This window comes from Streptomyces sp. BE303 (assembly GCF_036290945.1).
Taxonomy (GTDB): Bacteria; Actinomycetota; Actinomycetes; order Streptomycetales; family Streptomycetaceae; genus Kitasatospora.
Genome location: NZ_JAQYWZ010000895.1, coordinates 64,322 through 90,284, shown reverse-complemented (window position 1 = coordinate 90,284; position 25,963 = coordinate 64,322). Strand labels below are relative to the sequence as shown.

Genomic DNA, 25,963 nt, shown 5'->3' with positions numbered 1-25,963 from the left:
ACAGGATTGTAGAAGTTGGCTCGCGGACGCGGCGGAAGGGGTGTGGGTCATGGCCGGACAGGTGGCGGGGACCTCGTACCGGGAGGCGGGGACGCGCTCCGGCGGCACCGCCGGGACGGCCCGACGCCCCGATGCGGCGGGCGTGGAGGACACCGCGGGCGCGCGGGACGGCCGGGCCGATCGGGCCGGCGGTGGTCACCGGGCGGTCATGCGGCGGGCGGCGCGGCGGGCGGCGTCGCGCCGGCCGCGCGGTCGGGCCGGCGCAGCCGTCTCGGCGGCGGTCGGGCTGCCGCTGCTCGGCGCGACGGCGGCCGAGGCCGCCGGCGGGGGCGGCGGTCCGCTGTTCGCGGCCGGAGCCGTGCTGGGTGCCGCTGCGGCGGCCGCACTCTGCGGCCGGGCCGGGGGCTGGTGGGTGGTCACGGCCGCGCCGCCGGTGGCGCTGGCGTCGCGGGCGGCCACCGCCTACCTGGCCGACCGGGACGCGTACCAGGGGAAGGCGCTCGCCTCGGCGGCCGTGCGCTGGGTGGTCGGCGCGTTCCCCGTGATGGGGGCGGCCGCCGTGGCCGCGCTCCTGGTCCTCGCCGTGCGGGCGGTCCGCGCGCGGCGCACCGGCCCGGCCCCGGACGGCCGGGTCGCCCGCGACCGGCGCCGCAGACGCGGATCCCGCCCCGGCGGCGCCCGGCCCTCCGGCGCGGGTGCCCGCGAAGCCGGGGCCCGGGGCACCCGAACTCCCGACCGGAGGAACCGTCGTGGCTGATCCCCGCACCGGGCCGCTGACCGTCGTCGGCCGCGCGCTCGCCGCCACCGTCTCGGCGGCCGTGCTCGGCGCGAGCGGCCTCGTCTGGTACGAGTACCGTCAACTGGACGGCGGCATGGTCAAGTCGGGGGCGCTGGCGGAGGCGCGGAGGAACGCGCCGCCGCGCCTCGACAGGTCCGTCAACCTGCTGCTCATCGGCCTCGACAGCCGCAAGGACATGGACGGCAACGACCTTCCCAAGGAGTTCGTCGAGGAGGAACTGCACGCCGGGTCCAGCGAGATCGGCGGGTACAACACCAATGCCCTGATCGTCCTGCACATACCGGCCGACGGCGGCAAGGTGACGGCGCTCTCCGTCCCGCGCGACGACTACGTGCAGACCGTCGGTGCGGACGGCCGGATGCACAAGATCAAGGAGGCGTACGGCATCGCCAAGGGGGCCGCCGAGCAGCGGCTCGGGGGCAGGGGGCTCTCCAGGTCCGAGCTGGAGCGGCAGAGCCGGGAGGCGGGCCGGTCGGCCACCGTCCAGACCGTGCAGGCGTTCCTCGGCGTCCCGATCGACCACTTCGCCGAGGTCAACCTGATCGGCTTCTACGACATCGCCAAGGCGGTCGAGCCGATCCAGGTCTGCCTCAACAACCCGGTCGACGACCCGATCGTGGCCCGGACCGCCAACCACGAGGGCGGCGGTACCGGGCTCAGGCTGCCCGCCGGCATCAGCTCGCTCGACGCCCGGCAGGCGCTCTCCTTCGTCCGGCAGCGCCACCACCTGACCAACGGCGACCTCGACCGGACCCACCGCCAGCAGGCCTTCCTCTCCTCGGTCGTGTACAAGCTCAAGCAGCAGGGCGTCATCGGTGACCTCGGGCAGCTCCAGCGGCTGTTCGACGTGGTGAAGAAGGACGTGGTCATCGACGACCGGTGGAACCTGCTGGACTTCGCGCAGCAGGCGCCCGACCTGACCGGTGGCAACGTCGAGTTCAACACCCTGCCGATCACCGGGTTCAAGAACATCGGCGGCCAGGAGGTCAACACCGTCGACCCGGAGCAGATCAGGCGGATCGTCAGGCAGCTGTTCGGCCACGAGCCGCCGCCCCCGGCCCCGGCCCCGGCGCCCGCCGCGGGGCCGGCCGGCACGTCGATCGCGCCGGAGACCCCTGCGCCGCCGGCGAAGGAACGGGCCACCGTCGACGTCTACGGGGTGAGTGCCGCCGCCGCGTCGGCGGAGTCCGAGGCCCTCGCCGAACTCGGCCACCCGGCGGGGAGGACGGCCGGGAGTCCGGCGGCCGGGCGGGCGAAGGCCACCACGGTCGGCTACGGCGCCGGCGCGAAGGCCGAGGCCGAGCGGGTCGCGGCCCGCTACGGCGTCACCCCCACGGCCTCCGCCGCCGCTCCGGCCGGTCACGTGGTCGTCACGCTCGCCCGGACCTCCGGCGCGACGCCCGGCCCCACCTCCGCCGCCGCGCCCGGTGGTTCGTCCGCCGGACCGGCACCCGCGGGCACCCCGGCCGCCGGACCCGCCTCCGAACCGCCCATGCAGGGCCCCGCCGTGCGGGCCGGTGGCATCCCCTGCGTCGACTGAGGACCCCGGCGCCGGGGCGCTCCGCGTCCGGGCGCCCCGGGAACCGCCGGGAATCCGGGGGCGTCTTCCGGCGGAGTCGAGGGGCGGGAGTGACGCATGGGGCGGACGGTGCCGGGCCCGGGCCGGTGGGGCCGCGTACGACGGGTGCTGAGGGGACTCTGCGCCGCCGCACTCGCGGTGCCGGCGGGCCTGGTCGTGGTCCGGCTGGCCGGGTGGGACGACGGAACGGCGCTGTCGCTCGTGGTGGTCGGCCTGCCGCACGCGGCGCTCGGCACGCTCGTGGTGCTGGGGGCGCTGCTGGCGCTGCGCTCGTGGTGGGCGGTGGCGGTCGCCGGGCTGCTCGTCGCCGTGCAACTCTGCTGGCTGGTCCCGAGGTTCGTACCGGACGGCGGTTCGGTCCCGGCCGACGCGCCGCGGTTGCGAGTGGCGACCAGCAACGCCTACATGGGGCAGGTGGACACCGCCGAGCTGGTCCGGCTGGTCCGTGAGCAGCGGGTTGACGTCCTCGCGGTCGAGGAGCTGGGCCCGCGTGCCGCCGCCGGGCTGGACCGGGCGGGCATCGCCGAGGTACTGCCGTACCGGGAGGTGCGGCCCGGCCGGGACACCGCCGTCTACTCGCGGCTCCCGCTGACCCCGCTGGACGGTGCGGCCTCGGCGGCGGCCCGTGACCAGGTGGCCGTCGACGTGGCGGTCGGCGGCCGGACGGTCCGGCTGACGGCGGTGCACACGTACTACCCGCTGGGTGACGCGGGCCGCTGGGCGGAGGACTTCGACGAGCTGCGGGCGGCGGCCGACGGTGCCACCCGCAACGCCGTCCTGCTGGGCGACTTCAACGCGAGCCTCGACCACGCGCCGATGCGTGACCTGCTCGGCACGGGTCTCACCGACACCCATGCCGAGCTGGGTCGCGGCGGCTCGCCCACCTGGCCGGAGTCCAACGCGGACTTCCCCTACCTGTGGCCGGTGATCCAGATCGACCACGTCCTGCACGGGGACGGGTTGCGTGCGGTGTCCGTGGCGGAGCACACCGTCCGCGGCGCCGACCACCGGGCGGTGGTGGCGGAGCTGGCCGTCACGGGCTGACGCGGCCACCGGTGTCCGCCGGCTGCCGCCGGGTGGTGACCCGCCAGTGGACGAGTGCGAGCAGGCTGATCAGGCTGCCCAGACCGCACACCGCCGTCCAGCCGCCGTGCTCGTACACCAGGGTGGAGGCGATCGCGCCGAGGCCGCAGCCGGCCGAGTAGAACAGCATGTAGCCGGCGGTCAGCCGGCTCTGCGCCTCGGGCCGGACCCGGTAGAGCAGGTGCTGGTTGACCACGTGCACGGACTGCAGGCCGTAGTCGACGACCACCAGGGCGAGCACCAGCCACCACACCGAGTGCGGCAGCAGCACGGCCGGCAGCCAGGAGACCAGCATCGCGGTGAGCCCGATGGCCAGGGTCCGTTCGGCGTGGCCCCGGTCGGCCCGGCGCCCGGCGCGGCCCGCCCCGAGTGCGCCGGCCGCGCCGGCCAGGCCGAGGAGCCCGATCTCGGTGTGGCTGAGGTCGAACGGCGGGGCGGCGAGGGGCAGCACCATCGGCGTGAGCAGGACGGTGACGGCGGTGAAGGTCAGCAGCGCGAGCCCGGCGCGGGCCCGGAGCACGGGCTCCTGGGCGAACAGGGTGAAGACCGAGCCGACCAGCTGCAGGTAGCCGATCCGTTCGGGGCGGCGCCGCCCGGCCGGGACGACGGCCGCCAGGACGGCGGCCATGACGCCGGTGGCGACGGCGGACACCACGTACACGGCGCGCCAGCCGGCCAGGTCGCCGATGGCGCCGGCGACGGTCCGGGCGAGCAGGATGCCGATCACGATGCCGCTGGTCACCGTCCCGACGATGCGGCCCCGGTCGGCGGGGTCGGCGAGCGAGGCGGCGAGGGCGACCACCACCTGGGCGACCACGGCGAGCACGCCGACCGCCATGGACGCGAGGAGCATCAGCGGCGCGGAGGGGGCGAGGGCGACGGCACCGAGCGCCACGACCGAGAGCCCGAGCTGGCCGACGATCAGGGGCCGGGGCGCGAGGCGGTCCCCGAGGGGGACGAGCAGCAGCAGCCCGACCGCGTAGCCGACCTGGGTGAGGGTGCCGACCAGGCCGATCGTGGAGCGGCCGATGCCGAGGTCGTCGGCGATCAGGTCGAGCAGCGGTTGGGAGTAGTAGACGTTGGCGACGGCGAGGCCGCCGGCGACGGAGAACAGCAGGGCGATGGCGGGGGAGAGCCGACGGGCGGGTGCGGAGGGGGCCGCGGCAGCGGCCGGAGCGGAGGTCCCGCGGGCGGTGCGGGCGGTGCAGGTGGTGCGGGTGGTGTCGGGAGGGACCACGTGGACGGCTCCTGGGGGCGGGCGGGGGCCCGGACGTGGCCGGGCCCATGCGGTTTCAATCTGCTACCACGCCACCCTGACACAGTCTGGTTTCAATAAGCAACCGCATGGGGATCCGCTGGTCGCGCGTTAGGGTTGCACGGTGAAACCCCGCCCCCGGGCGGAGGGAACCGCAGGTGAGAGGAGGCGCGCGTGCCCAGGCGCACCACGCACGAGGAGTCGTCCTGCCCGGTCGCCCGGCCGCTGGACGTCGTCGGCGACGGCTGGACGCTGCTGATCGTCCGCGACGCCTTCGACGGGCTGAGCCGGTTCGGTCAGTTCCAGAAGAACCTCGGACTGGCGAAGAACATCCTGTCCGCCCGCCTCGCCGGCCTGGTCGCCGGCGGGGTCTTCGAGACGGCCCCGGCCTCCGACGGCAGCCCCTACCAGGAGTACGTGCTCACCGAGAAGGGGCGCGCGCTGTTCCCCGTCGTCACGGCGCTGCGCCAGTGGGGCGAGCAGTACTTCTTCGAGAGCGACGAGCCCCGCGCCCGGCTGGTGGACCGCGTCGACGGCGCGCCGATCGCCCCGATCGAGGTCCGGGCGGCCGACGGCCGGATGCTCGGTCCGGACGACGCCGAGGTGCTGTTGCCGTAGCCCGGAACGAGGCCCGCCGTCGCCCGCCCGGTCGAGGGGCGGGTGACGGCGGGCCTCCGGCGGCCGGTCGGCTCAGCCGGCTTCCGGCGTCGGACAGGGCGGAAGCGTGGACGGCTGCGTGGTGGAACAGGTCGGCGTGACCGCCGCGGTCTGCTGCGCGGTGGCGGTGGCGGCCGTCGTGGTCGTGCCGGTGGCCGACCGGACGGCGGTGCTCGCCGTCGTGGTCGCCGTGGTCGCCGTCGCGGCGGACGTCACCGTCGACGGTGTCCCGCCGGCGGTCGTCGGCGCCGCGCTGGTCGGCGGCGCGGACGTGGTCGCCCCGGTGGAGGCGCTCGTCGGAGTGGCCCCGGACGAGGTCGCCCCGGCGGTCGAGGCCGTCGCCGTACCCGAGGACGGCGTCGCGGTGGAGGCGGTCGCCGACCCGCTGGACGGCCCGGTGGACCCGGAGGTCGAACCCGACGGCGTCCCCGACGTCGCACCCGAGCCGGTCGCGGAACCGGAACCCGAGGTCGACCCCGAGGAGGACGGCGAGGTCGACGTGGAGCCGGAGCCCGACGGTCCGGTCGGCGTCATCGGGGCCGGCGGCGGGACACCCGGCGCCAGCGGACCGCGCGGCGGCTGGGCGGGCCGGTCGACGATCTCGATCTGCCCGGTCACCCGGACGAACCAGCCGCCGGTCACGACGTTCACCAGCAGGATCTCGGTCACCGGCTTGGGCGCCGGCACCACGACGACGGTGGCGGACGGCTGGAAGCCCGCCCAGGCCTTGCCGGTGTACTTCGCGTCGGACACCAGCGTCGGCGGCTTCAGCGGGTTGCCGCAGCCGCAGCGCACCCGGGGCACGCCCTGCGCGTCCACCAGGACCGACGTACCGGCCTGGAGCACGGACTGGTAGCCGACCGCCGCGCCGCCCTTGTACGCGTGGTTGGTCACCCGGGTGTCCACCCGCAGGAACGCCGGGGTCAGCGACCGCAGGTAGGCCGGGTTCTCGGACTGGTCGATGCCCTGCGCGGACGCCCAGGCCCGGCCGCTGTCGCCGGTCGACGTCATCGAGACCAGCTTCTCCACGTCACAGTTCGGCTTGGACATCGTGCCCGCGTACAGGCCGGACGACGTCCCCTCGACGCTGCGGATGCCGGCCGGCGTCGTCGCGGCGGCGGTGCTTCCGGTGGTCGCCGCTCCACCCGTTCGGGTGGTGGCCGGCTGCGCGGGGGTCGAGGCCGGCGCCGGGGCCTGGACGCCCTCGGTCTCCACCGACGGGGTGAACGGAGCCGGTCCCGGGTCCTGCGGGGACTGCAGCGCGACCTCGTTGGCGGTCGGCACGGCGTCGTCCTGCTTGCCGCCGCCGTTGTTGTTGACGATCAGCACCGTCGCCACCACGGCCACCACGGCCGTGCCGGCGACCAGCGCGGCCTTGCGGCCCGAGCGCCACCACGGCGTCGGACGTCCCCCGGAGGGCCCGCCGGAGGCACCGGAGGGCGGTCCGGACGGGGGTCCGGGCGGTCCGGAGCGGCCGCCCGACGGCGGCCCGGAGAGCGGCCCGGACGGGGGTCCGGAGGGAGGTCCCGAGGGCGGGCCGGACGGAGGTGGTTGGGAACTCATCGAGGGCTCCGTTTCGCAGGCGGCCGGCGAGTCCGGTCGGCGCAGGAGGCTCCTGCCACTGGGATCCATTTCTCCCCCCGCTCCCGATCCGTCGCAACAGCAAGCCGTGGTCGCCCGCGGTCACGGCCGCCGCGTCACCCGCCGTCTCACCCGCCGCGCCAACCGCCGCGTCACCCGCGACCCGGCCGTCCGCGACCCGGTCACCCGCCGCCGCGGCGTCCGGAGCAACGGCCCGCGGCGCGGCCGGGCGGGCCGGCCGGTCCTGGGTCACCCTGGAGCGAGGCGCGCGGGGGTCCGGAGTCGTGGCGCGGGGGATCGGAGCCGTCAGGAGGCCCGCATGCAGCAGCAGGCCCGTCCGCACCCGGGGCGGCCCACCGGGGCCGCCGGGCCGCCCGGCGCCCTGCGCGGGTGGCTGGACGCGCTCGCGGTGGTCGCCGCGGGGTTCGCCGCGATGGCGGCGGTCGCCGCGCTCGGTCTCTGGGCGGCCGGTGCCGACGCCCTGCCCGGCGGCGGCTTCCCGTACGTGGTGGCCGCCGCGCTCGTGCTGGCGGTCGGCGGATCGGTCGAACTGGAGGGCGGCGCCGGGTTCTTCGCCTCGGTGGACGCCGGGATCACCGCCATGCCGCTCTCGGTCGGCCTGGTCGGCGCACTGGCCGTGGCCGAGGTGTTCCTGCGCCAGCTCCGTTTCCGGGCCGTGGCGGGCGGCGGCGAACTGGTCGGCCGGGCCGCCCGGACGGCGGTGGTCTGGCTGGTGGCGCTGGTCCTGCTCACCCTGGGGGCCCGGCACACCTTCACCGTCCCGCTCGGCAACGACCTCGTCGAGGAGCTCGGCGGCGCCCTCGGACTGTCGCCCGAGGTCGGCTTCCACGCCGACCCCGGTTCCACGCTCGGCCTCGGGCTGCTCTGGCTCCTCGTCGTGCTCGCGATCACCTTCGCGGTGTCCCGCCGCGCCCCGCTGCCGCGCGCCCTCGTCCCGTTCCAACAGGCCGTCCGGCCGGCCGCGTTCGCGATGCTGGCGGTGCTGTTCGGCTACGTGGCGCTCGGCCTGGTGGCCGCGGTCGGGACGGCGGTCGTGAACGGCAGCCCCCGGGAGATCGCCGCCGTCGTGCTGCTCGCCCTGCCCAACCTGGTCTGGATCGCCTTCGGCGTCGGCCTCGGAGCCGAGTGGAACGGCCACCTGAGCGGAGCGCTCGGCCTGCCGGTGCCCAAGCCGCTGGCCGCCGTGCTGCGCACCCCCGAGGGGCAGGACGGCACGGTGAGCCTCGGCACGCTCGCCGAGCAGGACGCGAGGGCGTGGTGGCTGCTCCCGCTCGCGGGGGTCCTGATGTTCGCGGCCGGTCTGCTGGCCGCCTACCGCTCGCCGCGCGGGGTCCGGCTCTGGCAGCACGCCGTCCGGCTGGCCGCGGCGGCGGCCGTCACCGTGCTGCTGGTCGGCGTCTGGACGCGCGTCTCGGCCGACTACGGGCTCTCCGTGCTGGGCGTCGGCCTCGGTGAGGGCGGCCTCGGCGACCTGCTGAGTTCCGTCCTGGGCCCGGAGGTCGGTGATCCGGTCGGCCCGGCGGCCGCCCTGACCGGGGGGACGGTCGTGCTCAGCCCCGTCCTGTGGACGGCGGTGCCGCTGGCCGCCGGGTGGGGGCTGGTCGCCGGCTGGCTCGGCGGCCTCGTGGCGGCCCGGCTGAAGCGCCGGGGGCAGGCGCCCGGCGAGCAGCGGTAACGGCTGAAGCGCAGCGCCGGGGCGGGAACCGTCGGGAGCGCCGGGGCGGGACGGGTCACCCCGGCGTGCGGATCAGCGCGGCGGACGGACCACCGGGTCGGCCCAGGCGGGCGGCTCCGGGACGCCGGGAGCGGCACCCGCGTGCGGGCCGCCGTACGCGGTGCCCCCGTACGCGTCCGTCCGGTGGGTCGGGACCACCTGGGTCGGCGGTCCGGCCGCCGCCCACTGGCTCGCGGGCGGCCCCGCCCCCGGCAGGACGGTGGCTGCGGCGCGCAGCTCGGCCACGAACTGCAGGCAGCCGGCGTACCGCTCCCCGGGGGACTTGGCGAGCGACCGGGACACCACCTCGTCCACCGCGGCCGGCAGGTCGGGACGGTGGTCGCGCAGGGTCGGCGGCGGGTCGTTGAGGTGGGCCCAGAGGAGGGCGAGGTCGCTCTCGCGCCGGAACGGCGGCACCCCGGCGAGCATCTCGAAGACCACGCAGCCGAGGCCGTACTGGTCGCAGCGGCCGTCGAGCGGCCGGCCGGAGATCTGTTCGGGCGCGGCGTAGTCGAGGGTGCCGACGATCTGGCCGACGCCGGTCAGCCCGCTCAGCGAGAGCGACTTCTTGGTGAGGCCGAAGTCGGCCAGGTAGAGGTGCTCGGGGTGCTCGCTGTCCGTGCCGGCGGCGACCAGCACGTTGCCCGGCTTGACGTCGCGGTGGACCAGTTCGTGGTCGTGCGCGGCGTCCAGCGCGGAGGCGATCTGCAGGGCCAGCCCGGCCGCCCGGTCGACGGGGAACGGCCCGCCCCGCTTGATCAGACCGCGCAGGTCGCCGCCCTCGACGTAGCGCATCGCGATGAACAGGATGCCGTCGGCCTCGCCCGCCTCGAACACCGGGATGATGTGCGGGTGGTCGATCGCGGCGGCGACCCGGGACTCGTGGATGAACCGCTGCCGGAACACCTCGTTGCGGGCCAGCTCGGGGGCGAGCAGCTTGACCGCGACGGTGCGGCCGAGCCGCAGGTCCTTCGCGCGGTACACGACGGCCATGCCGCCGTGGCCGATCTCCGACTCCAGCCGGTAGCCGGCGACCCGGCGCCCGACCATGCCGGCCGGCAGGCTGGGCGGGCCGAAGTCGTCCCCGAAGTCGTCGTCGAGGTCGTCGAGGAGGTCGGGCCGCTCGGCGCGGACGCGTCGGGGGGCAGGGCCGCCGGTGCTGCCGGGGCCGTCACCGGGGCCGCCGCCGCGACCGGGGTCGCCACCGACGGCGGTCGGGGGCGGGGGCGGGGCCGGTGCGGGAGGTGCGTCCGGTGCGGCGGGCTGGACCGTCGGTGCGGGCCTGGCCGTGGGTGTCGCGGACGGCACGGGTGCGGGGGGAGGCGCGGGGGGCGGGTCGTCGGGCGGTGGCACGTTCGGCGTGGTGAGGGGCCCGCGGTCGGGTTCGCGCTCGGGCGCGGGCCGGGCCTCGGGCCCGGGCTCGTCCGGTGCCGGCTCGTCCGGCGTGGGCCCGGGCCGGCCGGTCGGCGGGATCACAGCTCCACCGCCCGGGTGGGTTCGTACGTCCCGTCGTCCGGGGAGGCCGGGGAGACCGGAGCGACCGGCGGGATCGGCGGGACCGGGGTCGAGGGCGTCGCCGGGGCCGCCGGATGCGGACGGTCGGTGGCGGTGTACGTCTGGAGCTGGAGGCCGTCGCAGTAGCACCAGCGGTCGTGCGCCGGGTCGTACACCCAGAGCGCCTCGCCGTCGATGACCAGGCCGATCCGCAGGCCGCGGGCCCGGTCCTGGAAGGTCCCCAGGTCGGCGCTGCCCGCCGCGAGGTCCTCCAGCATCGAGCGGTAGCGGGCCAGCCGGCCCTCCACCTCGGCGAGCGCGGGGCGCGGGTCGGCGGTGCGGGCGGGCGGGCCGGTCGCACCGGGGGGCACACCGGGGAGGGAGACCAGCAGCCGGCCGTCCACCCAGGTGGTCCAGCCGTTGGAGCAGAGGACCTGTGCCCAGTCGCCCTCGCGGGCGATCAGCCGGACCGGCAGCAGCGGATCGAGCCGGGCGGTCGGCTGCGCCGGGTCGGGGGTGACCCAGCTGGCCAGGCCGTCCGGCGGGGCGACATGGGTGGGGCGGAACGCGAACTCGTCCATGGGCTCTCGTCCGTCTCTCGTCCGTCTCCCGGCTGTTTCCGCCGCTTTCCCTTGCTTCCCGGTTCCTCCGCCCGTCGCCTCCGTCCGCTCCTTCCGCTACTTCCGCATGATCGTCGGCTCCTGCCTGCGCAGCAGGGCGAGCACGGCGACGGACAGCGCCGCCGCCAGCGCCACCAGCATGACCAGCGCGAACAGCCATCCGGTCCGGTCGTGCCGGAACAGCGGGTCGGCCGTGATCGTGGTCGGGAAGACGGCGTGCAGGTCGACGGTCCGGGCCATCGCGGACAGACCCCAGCGGGAGGGCACCAGCCAGGCGAACTGCTCCAGACCGGGTACCGCGTACAGCTTCAGCATGGCGCCGCTGAAGACGATCTGCACCACGGAGAGCAGCACCAGCAACGGCATGGTGGCCTCCTCCTTGCGGACCGTCGCCGAGACCAGCAGGCCGAGCATCATGGCGGAGAAGGAGAGCAGGGCGACCGCGATGATCAGCTCGACCAGCGGTGGCAGCAGGACCCCGGTCTCGACCTGGACGCCGTTGGGCAGGGTCGGGGTGAGGTCGACCCCGGCCAGGCCGACCACGGTGAGGACGGCGGCCTGCCCCACCGTGATCGTGCCCAGCACCACCACCTTGGAGACCAGGTAGGCGGAGCGGGACAGCCCGACCACCCGCTCCCGCTGGTAGATGGGCCGTTCCTTGACGATCTCGCGCACCGCGTTGGCGGAGCCCGTGAGCAGACCGCCGATGCAGAGCGTGAGCAGGCAGTTGAGCGCGTTGTCCGGGGAGAGCCGGGTGCCGGCCATCGCCCGGCACATCACGCCGATCAGGAACGGCAGGGCGATCATGACGGTCAGGAACAGCCGGTCGGCGGCGAGCACCGACGTGTAGCGGCGGATCAGCGTCCCCAGCTGGGAGAACCAGCCCTGCGGGGGCTCCGGTCCGGGCTGTCCGCCCGACGGCTCCTGCGGTACGGGCCGGGCGGGGGGCAGCGCCTCCGCGGAGACGTAGCGCCGGTAGAGCGGGGACTCGCGGAACCGGCGCTGCCAGGCCGCGTGGTCCTCGTTCTCGAACGCCTCGAAGGCCTCCGGCCACTCGGTGAACCCGAAGAAGTCGAGCGCCTCGTCGGGCGGGCCGTAGTAGGCGGTCCGCCCCCCGGGGGCGAGCACCAGCAGCCGGTCGCAGACGGCCAGGCTGAGCACGCTGTGGGTGACCACGACGACCGTGCGTCCGTCGTCGGCGAGGCCGCGCAGCATCTGCATCACGGAGCGTTCCATGCCCGGGTCCAGGCCGGAGGTGGGCTCGTCGAGGAAGAGCAGCGAGGGTTTGGTGAGCAGTTCGAGGGCGACGCTGACGCGCTTGCGCTGGCCGCCGGAGAGACTGGAGATGACCAGGTCGGCCCGGCTGTCCAGGCCGAGCTCGTGGATCACCTCGGAGACCCGGGCCTCCCGTTCCTCCTTCGCGGTGTCGCCGGGGAAGCGCAGTTCGGCGGCGTAGGAGAGGGCGCGGCGGACGGTCAGCTGGGTGTGCAGGATGTCGTCCTGCGGCACCAGGCCGATCCGGCGGCGCAGTTCCGCGTAGTCGCGGTAGAGGTCGCGGCCGTCGTACAGGACGGTGCCCTCGTCGGCGGGGCGCAGCCCGGTGAGGGCGTTGAGCAGGGTGGACTTGCCGGCGCCGCTGGGGCCGGCCACCGCGAGCAGGGCCTTCTCGGCGAGCGGGAAGGAGACGTCGTCCAGCAGGACCCGCCGGTCGGCGCCGACCCGGACCACGAGGTTCTGCACGTTGAGCGAGATCTCGCCGGTGTCGGTGTACTCGACCAGCTCGTCGCCGGCGAGGCAGAGCGCGGAGTGGCCGATGCCGACGATGTCGGTCGGGCCGACCGGTGCCCGCTGGACGGGCTGCCCGTTGAGGTAGGTGCCGTTGTGGCTGCCGAGGTCGACGATCTCGTGGCCGCCGCCGGGCAGGGTGCGCAGCTCGGCGTGGTGCCGGGAGACCACGAGGTCGTCGAGCACGAGGTCGTTGTCGGTGGCCCGGCCGATCCGCACGCTGCGGTCGGGCAGCCGCAGGACGGCGCTCGGCCGGCGGAAGGTGCCGGAGGCCTGCGGGGCGACGAGCGAGGGGCGCTCGCCGGCCGCGGGTTCGGGCAGGCCCGCGAAGGTGGCGGACGGGCCGTCGGCGGCGTTGCCGAACCGCAGGCGGGTGCCGGGGCCGACGTCCTCGGACCGGATCCGGTGGTGGTCGGTGTAGGTGCCGTTGGTGCTGCCGACGTCCTCCAGCCGCCAGTGGCCGGCGGCGACGCTCAGCACGGCGTGGTGCCACGAGACCCGGGGGTCGTCGAGGACGATCTCGCTCGTCGGGTCGCGGCCGACGTGATACGCCCGGCGCGGGTCGAGCAGTCGCGAGTCCGTGCCGGTGACGAGTACCAGGGGCGGCGCCGAGGGCGCGCCTGGGCGCTCTCCCATGGTTCGGAGTCTAGTCCCGGGCGCCGTCCTCGGCCTGGTCACGGTCCGGCCGAGGACCTGCCGCGGGCTGCCGCGAGCTGCCCGCAGGACCGGCCGCAGCCCCCGGGCCTGCGGCCGGCAGGGCGGGCCTCTCACGAATTGGACTGGACCACTGGATCAACACCGGTGCGCTGCCCTATCGTTCGGGGAGTGATCTGCACGGTCGTCCGGGTGGTCCGCACGGCTGTCCCCGCGAGCCCAGGGATGGACCCATGAGTGTCTGGCCACAGTTGAGCGAAACCCGGCTGGTCAGGGCCGGTTCGGCCCCGGGGACGGTGCTGCGCTGCGGGCTGGTCGACACCATGCTCGCCGACCTCTCGGTCTCCGTGGTGTTCTTCTTCGAACGCGCGCTGGACGAGGACCGGCTCGCCGCCGGACTGGCCCGCGCGCTGGCCCGGATCCCCGTGTTCGCGGGCCGACTCCACACCGTCGACGGGGTGTTGACGGCGGTCTGCGACGACTCGGGTGTCCCCCTGGAGAGTTACCGCGTCGACGGCACGCTCGCCGAGGCGATGGGGCGGGTGACCCTGCCCGGCGCCGATCTGGCCGACCCGGTCGACGCCCCGGCGGCCCGCACCGGCAAGGGGCCGCTGCTGACCGTCCGGGTCACCCGGACCGCCGACGGCGGCACCGTGCTCGGCTGCTCCTGGCATCACGCGATCGGCGACCTGCAGAGCTTCGCGCTGCTGCTGCGTGCCTGGTCGGCGGCGGTCGAGGGCGAGGAGCTGCCCGTCGCCGAACTGGTCGAGGACCAGGACGCGTTGCTCGACAAGGTCCTGCCCGCCGAGGACAGCGGAAGCCCCGGGTTCCGGCTGCCCGGCCCGGAGGAGAGTGCACTGCTGGCCCGCGAGGTGGCGGCCGGGCCGCGCGCCAACCGCACCGTCCAGCTGTACTTCGGCGACGCCGAGATCGCCCGGATGCGCGAGGAGTTCAGCGCCGCGGCCGGCCTGCGGGTCTCGGGCGGCGACGCCGTCTGCGCCCAGGTGGTGCACACCGTGCGGCAGTTGGACGGCGACACCGAGACGCGCACGCTGACCGTCCCGGTGAACGTGCGCCGGCCGCTCGGCCTGCCGGACTCCCTGCTCGGCAACCTGCTCGGCGACATCCACCTGCCGTACGCCCCCGCGGACGGCCCGGCGGTGCTCGCCGGGGCGCTGCGCTCGGCCGTGCTGGGCTACGCCGACCAGCACCTCAACCTGCGGTCCAACCTGCGCTTCCTGGAGGAGCTGGGGCGCCCCCGGCTGCAGGAGTGCGTCCCGCTCGGCTTCGACCCGGAGCACCGCCGGTTCAGCTTCTCCAACTGGAGCCGCTTCGGGCTGTACGAGGTGAGCTTCCAGGGGCAGCGGCCGGTGTTCTTCAGTCCGACCGCCAACTATCCGCTGCCGTGGGTCTCCTGGAGCGTCGAAGGGTTCCACGGGACCGGCCTGCTGACCACCGTGGTGCTTCCGGCCCGGCTGGCCGCGAAGCTGCGCGGAGACGCCGGCCGGGCCGCGCTGCACCGCTTCCGCGACCCGGCGGACGAGCTGCCGGCGCTGCTCGGGGCGGTACCCAAGGTGGTGTGACGAAGCGGGGGCGGCCACCGTGGCCGCCCCCGCTCCGCATCCTGCCCGACCGTGTCCGGGTCGCCCGGACGCCTACTTCATGACGGCCCGCAGCGCGTGCCGCAGCTGCTCCCGGCCGGGCTGGAGGGCCCGGTCGAGGGCGGGTGCGAACGGCATCACGGTGCCGTCCGGACGGGTGACCCGTCGCGGTGGCGCGATGAGCCGGAACTCCTCGGCGGCGGTGGCCAGGACCTCCGCGCCGATGCCGCAGCTGCGGTTGGAGTCGTCGATCACGACCAGCCGCCCGGTGCGCTCCAGCGACTCGCCGAGTGCGGGCCAGTCGAAGGGGTACAGCGTGCGCGGGTCGAGGACCTCGACCGAGATCTCGTCGGCCAGCTCCTCGGCGACCGCCAGCGCGTCGTGCACCAGGTGGCCGACGGCGACCAGGGTGACGTCCGTGCCGGGCCGGTGCACCCGGGCGGTGCCGAGCGGGATCGGTGCCAGCTCCCAGGTGACCGTCTCCCGGACCGGCAGGGCGGCGGCGGGGGCGAAGACCACGACCGGGTCCGGGTCGCGGACCGCCGAACGCAGCAGCCCGTAGGCGTCGGTCGGGGTGGCCGGCACGACCGTCTTGACCCCGGCGTGCGCGAACAGGCTGTACGGGTGGTCGGAGTGCTGCCCCGCCCAGCCGTCCCGGGAGCCGGAGCCGGGGACCAGGCAGGTCAGCGGGACGCTCGCCTGGCCGCCGGTCATCAGCGAGAACTTGTGCGCCTGGTTGACGAGTTGCTCGAAGACCAGGAACAGCAGCGAGGGGATCTGGAACTCCAGCACCGGCCGCCGCCCGGCCAGTGCCGCCCCGACGGCCATCGCGGTGAAGGCCTGCTCGGAGAGCGGGGTGTCGACGATCCGCTCCGGCCCGAACCGGTCCAGCAGCCCGAGGGTCGGCCCGGCCATGCCGGCGCCGATGTCCTCGCCGAACACGCAGACCGCCGGGTCCTCGGCCAGCTCGTCGGCCAGCGCCCGGTTGAGTGCCTTGGTGTAGGAGAGCCGGGTCATGTCACCGCCCCCGCCCGGGGACGCAGCCCGGAGGCGTACAGGTGGTCGGCCGCGCCGGCCGGGTCCGGGTGCGGCGAGTCGAGCGCGAACCGCTCGGCCGCCGCCAGCTCGGCGGTCACCTCGGCGTCGAGTTCGGCCGCCCGGTCGGCGCCGATCGCGGCGGCGGCCCGGGGGAGCGGGTCCTGCTCGCGCCAGGCGTCCACCTCCTCGGCGGACCGGTAGTTCAGTTTCATCCGGCGCTCCATGGTGTGGTGACCCTCGAACCGGTAGGTGCGGCACTCCAGGAACGCCGGTCCGCCGCCCTCCCGGGCCCGGGCGACCGCCTGTTCGGCGGCGGTCCGGACCGCCTCGGTGTCCATGCCGTCGACCGCGGCGGCCTGGATGCCGAAGGCGGTGGCGCGGCCGAGCGCGCTGCCGGCCACGGCCGTCTCGGCGGGCAGGGTGGTGGCGTAGCCGTTGTTCTCGCAGACGAAGAGCACCGGCAGGCGCCACATCGCGGCCAGGTTGAACGACTCCAGCAGCACGCCCTGGTTGAGCGCGCCGTCGCCGAAGAAGGCGACCGCCACCGTGGGCTCGCCGGCCTGCCGTGCGGCCCAGGCCGCGCCGACCGCGATCGGGGCGCCGGCGCCGACGATGCCGTTGGCGCCGAGGATGCCGAGCCGCAGGTCGGCGGCGTGCATCGAGCCGCCCCGGCCCCGGTTCAACCCGTCCACCCGGCCGGCCAGTTCGGCCAGCAGCCGGGCCGGGTCGACGCCCCGGGCCAGCACGTGACCGTGGCCGCGGTGGGTGGAGGTGAGCCGGTCGCCGGGCGCCAGTGCGGCGCAGACGCCGACCGCGACGGCCTCCTGTCCGATGTACGGGTGGATGCCGCCGGTGATGACGCCGGACTTGACCAGGCCGAGCGCCTGCTCCTCGAAGGAGCGGATCAGCCGCAGCATCCGGTACCGCTGCTCGGGTGTGTCGAGGGCGGCGGTCCCCGTCACAGGTCTCCCCGCCAGACCGTCGGGCAGATGTCCGGGTCGGCGTAGTCGGGCCGGCCGTCGGGGGTGCGGCGGACCACCACGTCGTGGTTGTAGACCACGGTGCCGCCGTCCGGCCGGGTGGCGCCGCGGTACTCGTTGGCGCCGTCCTGGAGGTGCAGCGAGACGGCCCGGCGCGGGAACGACGCCAGGTTGGGGCCGCTGCCGTGGTAGGTGCGGCAGTGGTGGAAGCTGACGTGCCCGCGCGGGATGTGCATCGGGACCTTCCGCACCTGCTGCCCGTTGTGCGCGGCGTTGGCGTCGAGGATGGCGTCCAGCTCGGAGCGGTCGCGGTCGGCGAAGTGCCGGGTGGAGTCCTCGCCGGAGGGCAGCTCCTGCCAGCGGTGGCTGCCGTCGACCATGGTGATGGTGCCGTTCTCCTCGCCGCACTCGTGGAACGGCAGGAAGGCGGTGAGCATCCGGTCGGAGCTCGACGTCTGCCAGTAGTGCTTGTCGAAGTGCCACGGCACCTGGTTGCTCGGCTCGCCCGGCACCGGGGGCTTGTAGATCAGGGTGGCCTGGAACACCCGGATCTCCTCGGCCTCGGCGAGCAGCGCGGCGACGGCACCGAGCAGCGGCTTGCGCAGGATCGCGCCGATCGCCTCGCTCTCGAAGTGCACGTAGTCGTTGTGCCGCTGGATCGGCCCGTGCGAGGGCTCCCAGGACGCGAGCTTCGGCGGGCGGACGGGCAGCTCGCGGTCGCGGTGGCCCTCGTAGTACTTCTCGGTGGCGGCCTGCAGGGTGTCCAGCTCCTCGTCGCTGAACAGCCGGCGGGACAGGTACCAGCCGTGCTCCAGGTAGCCGGCCACCTCCTCGGGGGTGGGCAGCAGAGCGCGTTCGGCCTCGGTGAGGTGGAACTCGGGTGCGGTGGTCACGGGTGGGGCCTCCTCTTTCTCTCGTGGCGGCTGCTCGTACGAACTCAGACGGAGGCGGCGGCGCGCTGCCGTTCGACGGCCTCGTACAGGGCCTTGATGTTGGCGGTGCCGAAGGTGCCGGCGCCCTGGCGCTCGATCAGTTCGAGGAAGAACGTGCGGCGCGGGTGGGTGGAGCGGGCGAAGAGCTGGAACAGCTGGCCGCCGTGGTCCTGGTCGACCAGGATGTCGAGCTCGCGCAGGATGTCGACCGGGATGGCGGTGCCGCCGAGCCGCTCGGCGAGCGCGTCGTAGTAGGTGCCGGGGGTGGTGAGGAACTCGACGCCGCGGTCCCGGACGGTGCGCACGGCGGTGGCGATGTCGCCGGTGCGGAAGGCCAGGTGCTGGACGCCGGCGCCCTGGTGGTCGGCCAGGAAGGTGTCGATCTGGCCGGGGCGGCGGCTGGTGTCGGGCTCGATCAGGGTGAAGGTCACCTCGCCGGAGACGCTCTGCACCACGCTGGAGTCCATGGCCTGCTCGCCGACCTCGATGTACTCGCCGAAGATCCGGTGCATGCCGAGGGCCGCCTCGCAGAACCGCACCGCGGGGGCCAGCTCGCCGGCCGGAACGCAGATCGCGGCGTGGTCGAGGGCGTCCAGCAGCCGGCCGGCGGGCTCGTCGTGGTCCGCCGCGGGCTGCTCGGTCACGAACCGCAGGGAGGTGTCGCCGAAGCCGGCCACCAGGCCGCCGGCCCGGTCCAGCACGCGGGCGCCGTGGCGCTCGGCGCGCTCCAGGGCGGCCTGCGGGTCGGTGCAGCCGAGCGCGAGGGCCGCGACGCCCTCGCCGTGGCGGTCCACGTACCGGGCCACCGGGTGGGCCGGGTCGGTGGCGGAGCGCAGCAGGAAGCGGATGCCGCCCTGGCGCAGCAGGAGGGTGCGGGCGCCCTGGGACTCGGCCGTCGCGAGGTGGCCGGGCTCGGGCGGGATGCTGGTGAAGCCGTAGTCGGCGCAGAAGCCGGCCGCCATGGCGTCGGCGTCGGCGCAGTGATACTCGACGTGGGTGATGGACTGGATGGACATCGGGATCTCCCCCCGGGGGGTGGCGAGTTGGCGAGTGGTCCGGCGCGGGTCGGGCGGCGCGGCGACGCTGCCGCGCCAGGGCCGGTCCGGCGGTTCCCGCCGCGCGCAGGACGCCGGGCGTCGGTGCGACGGGAACCGCCGGAGCGGCCCTACCTGGCGGACCGGGTGGAGGCGGGCTCGAAGACCAGGCTGAGGTTGTGCCCGCCGAAGGCGAAGGCGTTGCTCAGCGCGGCGCCGAGCGGGACGGTACGGGCCGAGCCCCGGACGTGGTCCAGTGCGCAGGCCGGGTCCGGCTCGGTGAGGTTGACGGTCGGTGGCAGCGTCCCCCGGGCCACCGCGAGTGCGGTGACCGCTGCCTCCAACGCGCCTGCGGCGCCCAGCAGATGGCCGGTGGAGCCCTTGGTCGAGCTGACCGCCGGGCCCTGGTCGCCGAAGACGGCGCGCAGCGCGGCGGTCTCGGCGACGTCGCCCAGCTTGGTGCCGGTGCCGTGGGCGTTGACGTAGCCGATGTCGGACGGCGCCAGGCCCGCGTTGGCGATCGCGGCACGCATCGCGTCGGCGGCGCCGGAGCCGTCCGGGCGCGGCATGGTCGGGTGGTGGGCGTCGGTGGAGGCTCCCCACCCGGTGAGGTCGGCGTAGCCGGCCGCGCCGCGGGCGTTCGCGTGCTCGGCGCTCTCCAGCACCAGGACCGCACTGCCCTCGCCGAGCACGAAGCCGTTGCGGCGGACGTCGAACGGCCGGCTGGCCTGCCCGGGATCGTCCCAACCGGAGGCCAGCGCACGGGCGTTGGTGAACGCGGCGGCGATCGTCGGGTGCAGCGAGGACTCGCTGCCGCCGCACACCACCACGTCCGCGTCGCCGGCCCGGATCAGCCGCAGCCCCTCGGCGACGGCCTGGGCGCCGGCCGCGCACGCCGTGACGATGGCCGAACTGAAGCCCCGGATCCCGTGCTTGATGGCGATCCGGGCGGTGGCCATGTTGGAGAGCATGCCGGGCAGCAGGTACGGGCTGACGCCGGGCCGGCCGCGGTCGAGGCGCCGGTGCGACTGCTGCTCGAAGGTCTCCAGCCCGCCGCCGCCGGTGGCCAGCACCACGGCGGTGCGGTGCGGGTCGGAGTCCTGGCCGACCACCAGGCCGGCGTCGGCGAGCGCGTCGTCGGCGGCGGCGAGGGCGAGCAGCACGAACCGGTCCACGCAGCGGGTCTCGGTGGGCGGCAGCACCTCGCGGCCGTCGACGGCCGGGGCGACGCCGGCGGCGCTGAGCCAGCCGTGCGCGGAGTGGCCCTCGGGCAGCGCGCGGATTCCGGAGCGGCCGGCGATGAGCGCGTCGAAGACCTCGGCGGGCTTACGGCCGACCGGGGTGACCAGGCCGATGCCGGTGACCACGGCGCCCGGGCGGCCGCCGGTGCGGGCGGCGCCGGCGCTCATCGGGCGTCCGCCGCGGCGGGGGCGGCCACCGAGTCGAGGTAGCGCTGCCGCAGCAGCACCTTGCGGACCTTGCCGGTCGGCCCGAGCGGGATGGCGTCGCCGGCCACCACCACGACCTGGCGGACGGTGGCCGCGGCGGCCTCGTCCAGGGCGGCGGTGACGGCCTTGGTCCGGTCGGCGGTCGGGTCGGCGTCGGCGGCCAGGATCAGCAGGACGTCGGTGACGACCTGCCCGCCGTCGCGGACCGCGACCACGGTGCAGTCCAGCACGTCGGGGCAGGCGGCCAGCACCCGCTCCTCCGACATCGCGGTGAACAGCCGCTTGCCGTCGCCGAGTTCGACCGAGTCGACGGCCCGGTCGACGTGGTAGTAGTAGCCCTCCTCGTCCCGGTACATCAGGTCGCCGGTGAGGAACCGGCCGCGCAGCCGGGTGCGGAAGGTGGTGGCGGAGTCGTTCCAGTAGCCGAGTGCCAGGGTCGGTGAGGTGGTGGCGAGTTCGCCGACCTCGCCCGGGCCGAGCGGCTCGCCGTCCGGGCCGACCAGCTCGCAGTCGACGAAGGCGTGCGGCCGGCCGACGCAGCGGCCGTACCGCTCGGTGCCGGGGCCGTGGGTGATGAAGAAGTGCGAGTGGCCCATCTCGGTGGAGCCGAGGCCGTCCACGAACAGCGAGCCGGGCAGCCGGACCCGGCCCTCGCGGGTGACGGACTCGCGGCTGCCGGCGGCGACCAGGCGGCGGATGTGCACCTCGTGGGCGCAGTCGCCGGTGTTCCACCAGAGCGCGACCGAGTCCAGCTCCCGTGCGGCCAGGTCGTGGTGGGCGAGGTCGGCCCAGGTCGCGGCGAAGCCGACGACACCGCTGGGCCGCCAGCTCTCGATCGCGTCCAGCACCCCGGCGCCGGACTGGCTGGAGAGCACGGCGAGCTGGGTGTGCGAGGCGAGCGCGAGGTTGACGGCGATCAGCGTGGCGGCGTGCGGGGCGGGCAGTGCGCTGAGCATCCGCTCCTGGCCCTGCGGGCGGGGCAGCCGGGCACGGTGGCGGATCGCCGCGTACAGGCTCGCGTGCGAGTGGACCACGGCCTTGGGCATGCCGGTGGTGCCGGAGGAGTGGGTGATCGCGACCGGGTCACCGGCCCAGTGCCGGTACGGCGCCGGGGCTGCCTCCGGGTCGCCGCTCCCGAGGGTGGAGATCTCCGGGAACGCGGGCGCGCCCGGGTCGTGACCGGCCAGGGCGTCGAGGTGCGGGGAGTCGGCGAGGATGCCGACCGGGCCCAGCTTGGCGATGTAGCGGGCGGCCCGCTCGCCGGGCAGGTTGGGGTTGAGCAGCGCGGGGATGGCGCCGAGGCGCGCCAGCGCGAGGAAGGAGAGCACGTGGTCGGCGGCGTCGCTCGCGTACACCACCACCGGGTCGCGCCGGCCGACGCCGAGCGCGTGCAGGGTCGCGGCCCTGGCGCGGACCGCGCGGTCCAGCTCGGCCACGGTGAAGGGCTGCCAGGCGGCGTGGTCGTCCACGGCGGTGTCGAAGGTCAGCAGCGGCTCGTCGAGGCCGAGGCCGAGGGCGAGCCGGCTGGTGAGGACATTGCCGGCGCCGACGGCCGGATCGTCCGCCAGAAGGGTGCGAATACTGCGGATGCTCACGGGGTGGATCCCTCCCGAGGTGCTGGGCGTGCTGAAGGTGCTGGGCGTGCTGCGGCGGGACGCGGCGGGTGGGGGACCGTTCGCGCCGGTGGAGCGCAGACGTGCGGGGGGTCGGGGGACGTGGTCGGGGGACGTGGTCGGGGTCGGTGGTGCGGGGGTCCGGCTCAGACGCCGGTGACCAGCAGTGCCACCGCCCGGTCGCTCTCGCCGGGGCCGTCGGCCTGTTCGGCGGCGATGACGAGCACCTGCTCGGCGTCGCCGTCCGCGAGGAGCAGTTCGGCCAGGTCGAGCGCGTCCTGCGGCACCCGGCCGGGTGGGCTCTCCTCCGGGCTGATCGCCACCACCGGGCCGGTCAGGCCCCAACGGGCGGCGATGTGGCCGAGGACGGCGTTCGGGTTGGACTGGAAGAAGAGCAACGGGGGCATCCGCCGCTCGGAGGCGGCGGCCTCGTCGATCGCGCGGGCGGTGGCCCGGTCGCCGCCGGTGCTGGCCAGCAGCAGCGCGGTCCGGCCGGGGGCCGGGGCCGGGGCCGCGCCGTGGCGGGCGCGCAGGCAGCGGTCGGCCGTCTCGGCGACCAGCGGGTTGAACGAGGAGGCGGAGAAGCCGGGCAACGGCGGGAGCTGCTCGGGCGTCCCGGCCTCCGGGTCGGGCCAGACGGCCTCGGCGAGGATGCGCAGCGCGGTCATCGGGCGGCCACCAGGAGTGCGGTGTTGGCGCCGCCGAAGGCGGAGTTGAGGGTGAGCGCGTAGCGCGCCCGGGCGGTGCGCGGTCCGTCCAGCACGAGATCCAGTCCGATGTCCGGGTCGGGGCCCAGCCAGCCGGCGTTGACCGGCAGCAGACCCTCGTTCAACGCGCTGATGGTGACGACGAGTTCGAGCAGGGCCGAGGCTTCCAGCGCGTGTCCGTGGACGGCCTTGCTGGAACTGACCGGCAGCCGGGCGGCGTGCTCGCCGAACACCCGGCGCAGCGCGCTCGCCTCGGCCCGGTCGGCCAGCGGTGAGCCGGTGCCGTTGGCGTTGACGTAGCCGATCTCGGCCGGGGCGACCCCGGCCCGGGCGAGCGCCGCCTCGATGGCCCGGGCCGCGCCCTCGCCCTCGGGTTCGGGGCGGCAGACGTGGTGGGCGTCGCCGGTCCGGCCCCAGCCGGCCAGCCGGGCCAGCACGGGTGCGCCGCGCCGTTCGGCCTCCGGTTCGGCCTCGATGACGACGGCTGCCGCCGCGTCGCCGAGCAGGGTGCCGGTCCGGCCGGCGCTGAACGGGCGCAGCTCGCCGTCCCGGGCCAGGGCGCGGCCGGCGTCGAAGGCCGCGAACACGCCGGGCTCGACCAGGTGTCCGGCCACGACCAGGACCCGGGGGTGCCGGCCGCCGGCGACCAGCGCGGCGGCGTCCGCCACGGCGGTGCCGGCCGCGACGCAGGCGCCGGTGTAGGTGCGGGTGACTCCGCGGGCGCCCCAGGCGGCGGCCGTCCCGGCGGCGACGTCCGCGACGGCGGCCCGGGTGCGCAGGTCGCTGTGGAGGGCGAGCAGCACGGGCAGGCCGCCGTCGCCGGGCGCCGGTGGCAGGCCCGCCTGGTGGCAGGCCTGGTCGGCGGCGGCGAGCACCGCGTCGGCGAGCGGGCGCGGCTCGGGCAGCAGCGCGGCTCGGGTGGTGCGGCGTGCGGAGACGTCGAACCGGGTGACGGCGGCGAAGGCGGCCTTGCCGTGGGCGGTGGCCTCGGCGAGTGCGGCCGGCCCGGTGCCGGCCGCACTGAGCACGCCGAGGCCGGTCACCACGGGCCGGACGGCGGGCTGGGCGTGGCGGATCATGTCCGTAGGGCTCCGACGGTCGTGGTGGCTCCGGCGTCCGCGGCACCGCCCGCGGCCGCGAGGACGGCCGCGCGGAACACCTCGACGGCGTCGTCCACCGTCCGGACGGCTTCGAACCGCTCGTCGTCGAGATCCGGCTCAATGCCGTAGCGCTGCTCGAACTCGGCTATCAGCCAGGTGAGTTCGAGGGAACCCAGTTCTTCGGGGACGCTCTCGACGGCGCGCTGCCCGAACGCCGCCAGCATCTCCAGGACCTCGGCGCGGTCGGGTCCGGCGAGGTCGGTCACGCCGGGCTGCCCGCGGTGGCGGTGGCGGCGTTGTCGGCGGCGGCGATCCGGGCGGCGACGTCGCCGGTGAACTGGTCGAGCGTCATCAGCGCGGTGGTCTCCATCTCGTCGAGGTCGAACTTGACCCCGTACTCGTCCTCGACCTGGACCGAGAGGTCGGCGAGGGCGAGCGACTCGAGGTCCAGCCCGGCCGGGCCGAGGTCGGTGTCACCGGTGACCTCGGAGACGTCGTACTGCATCTCGGCCAGGGCGGCGAGGACGAACTCGCGGATGCGGTCCTGCATGGTGTGCTCCTTGTGCCCGGGCGCGTGCGGCGCGCGCGGGGTCGTCGGGGATGTGAACACGGCCGGTCCGGGTGGTCGGACCGGGTCCGACGGGTGGCGGCGTCCGCCTGTCGGGGCGTCTGCCTGTCGGGGAGCCGGCCGGGTCCCGCAGGGGCGGTTCGGCGGTGCGGTGGTGCGGTGGTGCGGTGGTGCGGCGGTGCGGTGGTGCGTGGTTCCGAAGTGGTGCGGTGCAGCGGGGTGGTGCGCGGTGGTGCGGTGGGCGGTGTCGGGAGGGTCCTTGGCCGGGGTTCAGCCGGCGGCGGCGCGCAGGGCGGTCGGGTCGCGCAGCAGCTTTCCGGTGGCGGTCCGGGGGAGTTGCGGGAGAAAGGCCAGCCGGCGCGGCCGCTTGTAGGCGGCGAGCTGACGGGCGAGTCCGTCCTGGACGAGCGCCTGGTCGGCGCCGTCCTCCGTGGCGAGGTAGGCCTCGATGGCGCCCCCGTCGAAGACCACGACGGCCTCCCGGACCTGCGGCAGTGCGGCGAGGGTCTGCTCGACCTCGGTGAGGTCGACCTTGAGTCCGCCGATCGAGACCTGCGAGTCCCGGCGGCCGAGCACGGTGACCAGACCGGTGGTCCCGTCGACCACGGCGGCGTCGCGGGTGTGCAGCCAGCCGTCGGCCCAGCGGGTCGGATCGTCCAGTCCGGGGTACGGCGAGGCGGCCGTGCGGAGCTGCAACTCGCCGTTGACGAGACGCAGTTCCATGCCCTCGACGGGCTGCTTGGCCGGGTTCAGGGTGCCGTCCAGATCGGTGGCGATCACCCCGAGTTCGGTCATGCCGTACATCGTGCCGAGCGGGACGCCGTACCGCGCGGTGAACGCGGCGGGCAGGCCAGGGCGGACCAGTTCGCCGGCCACGACCATCCGCCGGAGCTGGGGCAGCGCCGGCGGTCCGGCGGCGCCGGCCAGCAGCTCGGCGTGGAACGGGACGCCGATCACCGTGGTGGGGCGGTCGTCGTCGGCGACGGTGGCGAGGATACCCGCCGCCGTCATCCGGTCCGGGACGGTCAGCGGGGCGTGCGCGTGCAGGCTGTTGAGCAGTCCGCCGACCAGCCCGAGCACGTGCACCACCGAGGACAGCAGGACGACCCGCTCACCCTCGCCGGGGAAGTCGGCCAGCCGCCGGTAGCAGTCGAGCTCGCGGATCAGGTCGCCCGCGGTCCGGGCGATGATCTTGGCCGGGCCGGTGGAGCCGGAGCTGAGCTGGATCAGGGCGTGCCCGGTCCGGGCCGGCCGGCCGGCGGGCAGCCGGACGGCCACCGGGTCGACCACGGAGTAGCCGCGCAGCGCTGCGGCCGAGGGTCGCTGGGCGGAGCCCACCAGGACCTGCGGGGCCAGCCGTTCGACCGCACCCTCGATCTCGTGGTCGGTCAGCCGGTGGTCCAGCAGGGCCACCTGGGCCCGCAGGCGCCAGCAGGCGAGGAGCGCGACGACGAAGCCCAGTGAGGGCGGCAGGCGCAGCGCGGCGGTGCCGCCCGGGCCGAGGCCGGCGGCGGTGAGCCGTTCGGCCTGCTCGGCGACCAGCGCGCGCAGGGCGTCGCGGTCGACGGGTGTGCCGAAGCGGAGGCACTCCTCACCCCCGGGACCGGCCAACAGCACCCGTTCGACCCAGTCGTCGGGGGCATCGGCGTGCGGGGGTGAAGAAGGCGGCGGTGAAGAAGGGGAAATGCGGGTCAACGCCA

22 protein-coding genes are annotated in these 25,963 nt (G+C 75.6%); 6 read left to right on the top strand and 16 right to left on the bottom strand.

The annotated features are described in order from the left end of the window. The first annotated feature begins 49 nt into the window (after nucleotides 1-49). The 3 genes from PUR56_RS34655 to PUR56_RS34645 all read left to right on the top strand — a co-directional run bounded on the left by PUR56_RS34655 (nucleotide 50) and on the right by PUR56_RS34645 (nucleotide 3,422). The gene (locus tag PUR56_RS34655; protein ID WP_329951862.1) at nucleotides 50-757 is read left to right on the top strand and encodes a DUF6542 domain-containing protein; all 708 of its coding nucleotides are present in this window, start codon (nucleotides 50-52) and stop codon (nucleotides 755-757) included. Continuing rightward, the gene (locus PUR56_RS34650; protein ID WP_329951861.1) at nucleotides 750-2,339 is read left to right on the top strand and encodes an LCP family protein; all 1,590 of its coding nucleotides are present in this window, start codon (nucleotides 750-752) and stop codon (nucleotides 2,337-2,339) included. Before PUR56_RS34655 ends, PUR56_RS34650 begins: the two co-directional genes overlap by 8 nt. 144 nt (nucleotides 2,340-2,483) lie before the next feature. Next, nucleotides 2,484-3,422 carry an endonuclease/exonuclease/phosphatase family protein gene (locus PUR56_RS34645; protein ID WP_329881260.1) on the top strand — a complete coding sequence of 313 codons (939 nt, stop codon included), beginning with the start codon at nucleotides 2,484-2,486 and terminating at the stop codon, nucleotides 3,420-3,422. Here the strand turns inward: PUR56_RS34645 and PUR56_RS34640 are convergent. Beyond that, nucleotides 3,412-4,698 (bottom strand): MFS transporter, encoded by a 1,287-nt coding sequence (locus PUR56_RS34640; protein ID WP_329951860.1) that lies wholly within the window; start codon nucleotides 4,696-4,698, stop codon nucleotides 3,412-3,414. The two genes, PUR56_RS34645 and PUR56_RS34640, sit on opposite strands and share 11 nt — an antisense overlap. Nucleotides 4,699-4,890: 192 nt before the next feature. Here PUR56_RS34640 and PUR56_RS34635 point away from each other — a divergent pair, with 192 nt between their 5' ends. Continuing rightward, complete coding sequence (locus PUR56_RS34635; RefSeq protein WP_329881258.1) at nucleotides 4,891-5,334, top strand: winged helix-turn-helix transcriptional regulator; 444 nt, start codon at nucleotides 4,891-4,893, stop codon at nucleotides 5,332-5,334. A 72-nt stretch (nucleotides 5,335-5,406) separates the two neighbouring features. Here PUR56_RS34635 and PUR56_RS34630 read toward each other — a convergent pair whose 3' ends face one another. Continuing rightward, the gene (locus PUR56_RS34630; RefSeq protein ID WP_329951859.1) at nucleotides 5,407-6,711 is read right to left on the bottom strand and encodes a DUF6777 domain-containing protein; all 1,305 of its coding nucleotides are present in this window, start codon (nucleotides 6,709-6,711) and stop codon (nucleotides 5,407-5,409) included. A 562-nt stretch (nucleotides 6,712-7,273) separates the two neighbouring features. Between PUR56_RS34630 and PUR56_RS34625 the strand changes: the two genes are divergently transcribed. Continuing rightward, a complete protein-coding gene (locus tag PUR56_RS34625; protein ID WP_329951858.1) occupies nucleotides 7,274-8,650 on the top strand; it encodes a streptophobe family protein in 1,377 nt (458 codons plus the stop codon). Between the two features lie 72 nt (nucleotides 8,651-8,722). Here PUR56_RS34625 and PUR56_RS34620 read toward each other — a convergent pair whose 3' ends face one another. From PUR56_RS34620 to PUR56_RS34610, 3 genes are all read right to left on the bottom strand, one after another. Continuing rightward, the gene (locus PUR56_RS34620) at nucleotides 8,723-9,739 is read right to left on the bottom strand and encodes a serine/threonine-protein kinase (RefSeq protein WP_329951910.1); all 1,017 of its coding nucleotides are present in this window, start codon (nucleotides 9,737-9,739) and stop codon (nucleotides 8,723-8,725) included. Nucleotides 9,740-10,161: 422 nt separating this feature from the next. Further along, on the bottom strand, nucleotides 10,162-10,764 hold the full coding sequence (locus PUR56_RS34615; protein ID WP_329951857.1) for a hypothetical protein: 603 nt from the start codon (nucleotides 10,762-10,764) through the stop codon (nucleotides 10,162-10,164). 96 nt (nucleotides 10,765-10,860) lie between these two features. After that, on the bottom strand, nucleotides 10,861-13,224 hold the full coding sequence (locus PUR56_RS34610) for an FHA domain-containing protein (protein WP_329881253.1): 2,364 nt from the start codon (nucleotides 13,222-13,224) through the stop codon (nucleotides 10,861-10,863). Nucleotides 13,225-13,475: 251 nt separating this feature from the next. On the opposite strand from PUR56_RS34610, the gene PUR56_RS34605 reads away from it, so the two are divergent. Next, nucleotides 13,476-14,825: an acyltransferase gene (locus tag PUR56_RS34605; protein WP_329951856.1), complete on the top strand. Its 1,350-nt coding sequence runs from the start codon at nucleotides 13,476-13,478 to the stop codon at nucleotides 14,823-14,825. Between the two features lie 72 nt (nucleotides 14,826-14,897). Here PUR56_RS34605 and PUR56_RS34600 read toward each other — a convergent pair whose 3' ends face one another. From PUR56_RS34600 to PUR56_RS34550, 11 genes are all read right to left on the bottom strand, one after another. Further along, complete coding sequence (locus PUR56_RS34600; RefSeq protein ID WP_329881251.1) at nucleotides 14,898-15,860, bottom strand: alpha-ketoacid dehydrogenase subunit beta; 963 nt, start codon at nucleotides 15,858-15,860, stop codon at nucleotides 14,898-14,900. Further along, nucleotides 15,857-16,843, bottom strand: a complete 987-nt coding sequence (locus tag PUR56_RS34595; RefSeq protein WP_329951855.1) for a thiamine pyrophosphate-dependent dehydrogenase E1 component subunit alpha — start codon at nucleotides 16,841-16,843, stop codon at nucleotides 15,857-15,859. The genes PUR56_RS34600 and PUR56_RS34595 overlap by 4 nt, the downstream gene beginning before the upstream one ends. Continuing rightward, nucleotides 16,840-17,754 (bottom strand): phytanoyl-CoA dioxygenase family protein, encoded by a 915-nt coding sequence (locus PUR56_RS34590; protein ID WP_329881247.1) that lies wholly within the window; start codon nucleotides 17,752-17,754, stop codon nucleotides 16,840-16,842. The genes PUR56_RS34595 and PUR56_RS34590 overlap by 4 nt, the downstream gene beginning before the upstream one ends. A gap of 44 nt (nucleotides 17,755-17,798) precedes the next feature. After that, nucleotides 17,799-18,809 (bottom strand): 4-hydroxyphenylpyruvate dioxygenase, encoded by a 1,011-nt coding sequence (hppD, locus tag PUR56_RS34585; RefSeq protein ID WP_329951854.1) that lies wholly within the window; start codon nucleotides 18,807-18,809, stop codon nucleotides 17,799-17,801. Between the two features lie 149 nt (nucleotides 18,810-18,958). Continuing rightward, nucleotides 18,959-20,236, bottom strand: coding sequence for a beta-ketoacyl-[acyl-carrier-protein] synthase family protein (locus PUR56_RS34580; protein ID WP_329881243.1), 1,278 nt, complete (start codon nucleotides 20,234-20,236; stop codon nucleotides 18,959-18,961). Beyond that, nucleotides 20,233-21,870 (bottom strand): class I adenylate-forming enzyme family protein, encoded by a 1,638-nt coding sequence (locus tag PUR56_RS34575; protein ID WP_329951853.1) that lies wholly within the window; start codon nucleotides 21,868-21,870, stop codon nucleotides 20,233-20,235. Before PUR56_RS34575 ends, PUR56_RS34580 begins: the two co-directional genes overlap by 4 nt. Before the next feature lie 164 nt (nucleotides 21,871-22,034). Then, the gene (locus PUR56_RS34570) at nucleotides 22,035-22,556 is read right to left on the bottom strand and encodes a hypothetical protein (RefSeq protein WP_329951852.1); all 522 of its coding nucleotides are present in this window, start codon (nucleotides 22,554-22,556) and stop codon (nucleotides 22,035-22,037) included. Then, a complete protein-coding gene (locus PUR56_RS34565; RefSeq protein WP_329881237.1) occupies nucleotides 22,553-23,674 on the bottom strand; it encodes a beta-ketoacyl synthase N-terminal-like domain-containing protein in 1,122 nt (373 codons plus the stop codon). The genes PUR56_RS34570 and PUR56_RS34565 overlap by 4 nt, the downstream gene beginning before the upstream one ends. Beyond that, nucleotides 23,671-23,961: an acyl carrier protein gene (locus PUR56_RS34560; RefSeq protein ID WP_329881235.1), complete on the bottom strand. Its 291-nt coding sequence runs from the start codon at nucleotides 23,959-23,961 to the stop codon at nucleotides 23,671-23,673. The genes PUR56_RS34565 and PUR56_RS34560 overlap by 4 nt, the downstream gene beginning before the upstream one ends. Then, nucleotides 23,958-24,245, bottom strand: a complete 288-nt coding sequence (locus PUR56_RS34555; protein WP_329881233.1) for an acyl carrier protein — start codon at nucleotides 24,243-24,245, stop codon at nucleotides 23,958-23,960. Before PUR56_RS34555 ends, PUR56_RS34560 begins: the two co-directional genes overlap by 4 nt. 288 nt (nucleotides 24,246-24,533) lie before the next feature. Next, nucleotides 24,534-25,958 (bottom strand): class I adenylate-forming enzyme family protein, encoded by a 1,425-nt coding sequence (locus PUR56_RS34550; RefSeq protein WP_329951851.1) that lies wholly within the window; start codon nucleotides 25,956-25,958, stop codon nucleotides 24,534-24,536. Between the last annotated feature and the right edge of the window lie 5 nt (nucleotides 25,959-25,963).

Coding starts and splice junctions, on each gene's coding strand:
- PUR56_RS34655 (WP_329951862.1), top strand. CDS start 50: ATGGCCGGACAGGTGGCGGGGACCTCGTACCGGGAGGCGGGGACGCGC.
- PUR56_RS34625 (WP_329951858.1), top strand. CDS start 7,274: ATGCAGCAGCAGGCCCGTCCGCACCCGGGGCGGCCCACCGGGGCCGCC.
- PUR56_RS34620 (WP_329951910.1), bottom strand. CDS start 9,739: ATGGTCGGGCGCCGGGTCGCCGGCTACCGGCTGGAGTCGGAGATCGGC.
- PUR56_RS34615 (WP_329951857.1), bottom strand. CDS start 10,764: ATGGACGAGTTCGCGTTCCGCCCCACCCATGTCGCCCCGCCGGACGGC.
- PUR56_RS34610 (WP_329881253.1), bottom strand. CDS start 13,224: ATGGGAGAGCGCCCAGGCGCGCCCTCGGCGCCGCCCCTGGTACTCGTC.
- PUR56_RS34605 (WP_329951856.1), top strand. CDS start 13,476: ATGAGTGTCTGGCCACAGTTGAGCGAAACCCGGCTGGTCAGGGCCGGT.
- PUR56_RS34600 (WP_329881251.1), bottom strand. CDS start 15,860: ATGACCCGGCTCTCCTACACCAAGGCACTCAACCGGGCGCTGGCCGAC.
- hppD (WP_329951854.1), bottom strand. CDS start 18,809: ATGTCCATCCAGTCCATCACCCACGTCGAGTATCACTGCGCCGACGCC.
- PUR56_RS34580 (WP_329881243.1), bottom strand. CDS start 20,236: ATGAGCGCCGGCGCCGCCCGCACCGGCGGCCGCCCGGGCGCCGTGGTC.
- PUR56_RS34570 (WP_329951852.1), bottom strand. CDS start 22,556: ATGACCGCGCTGCGCATCCTCGCCGAGGCCGTCTGGCCCGACCCGGAG.
- PUR56_RS34565 (WP_329881237.1), bottom strand. CDS start 23,674: ATGATCCGCCACGCCCAGCCCGCCGTCCGGCCCGTGGTGACCGGCCTC.
- PUR56_RS34555 (WP_329881233.1), bottom strand. CDS start 24,245: ATGCAGGACCGCATCCGCGAGTTCGTCCTCGCCGCCCTGGCCGAGATG.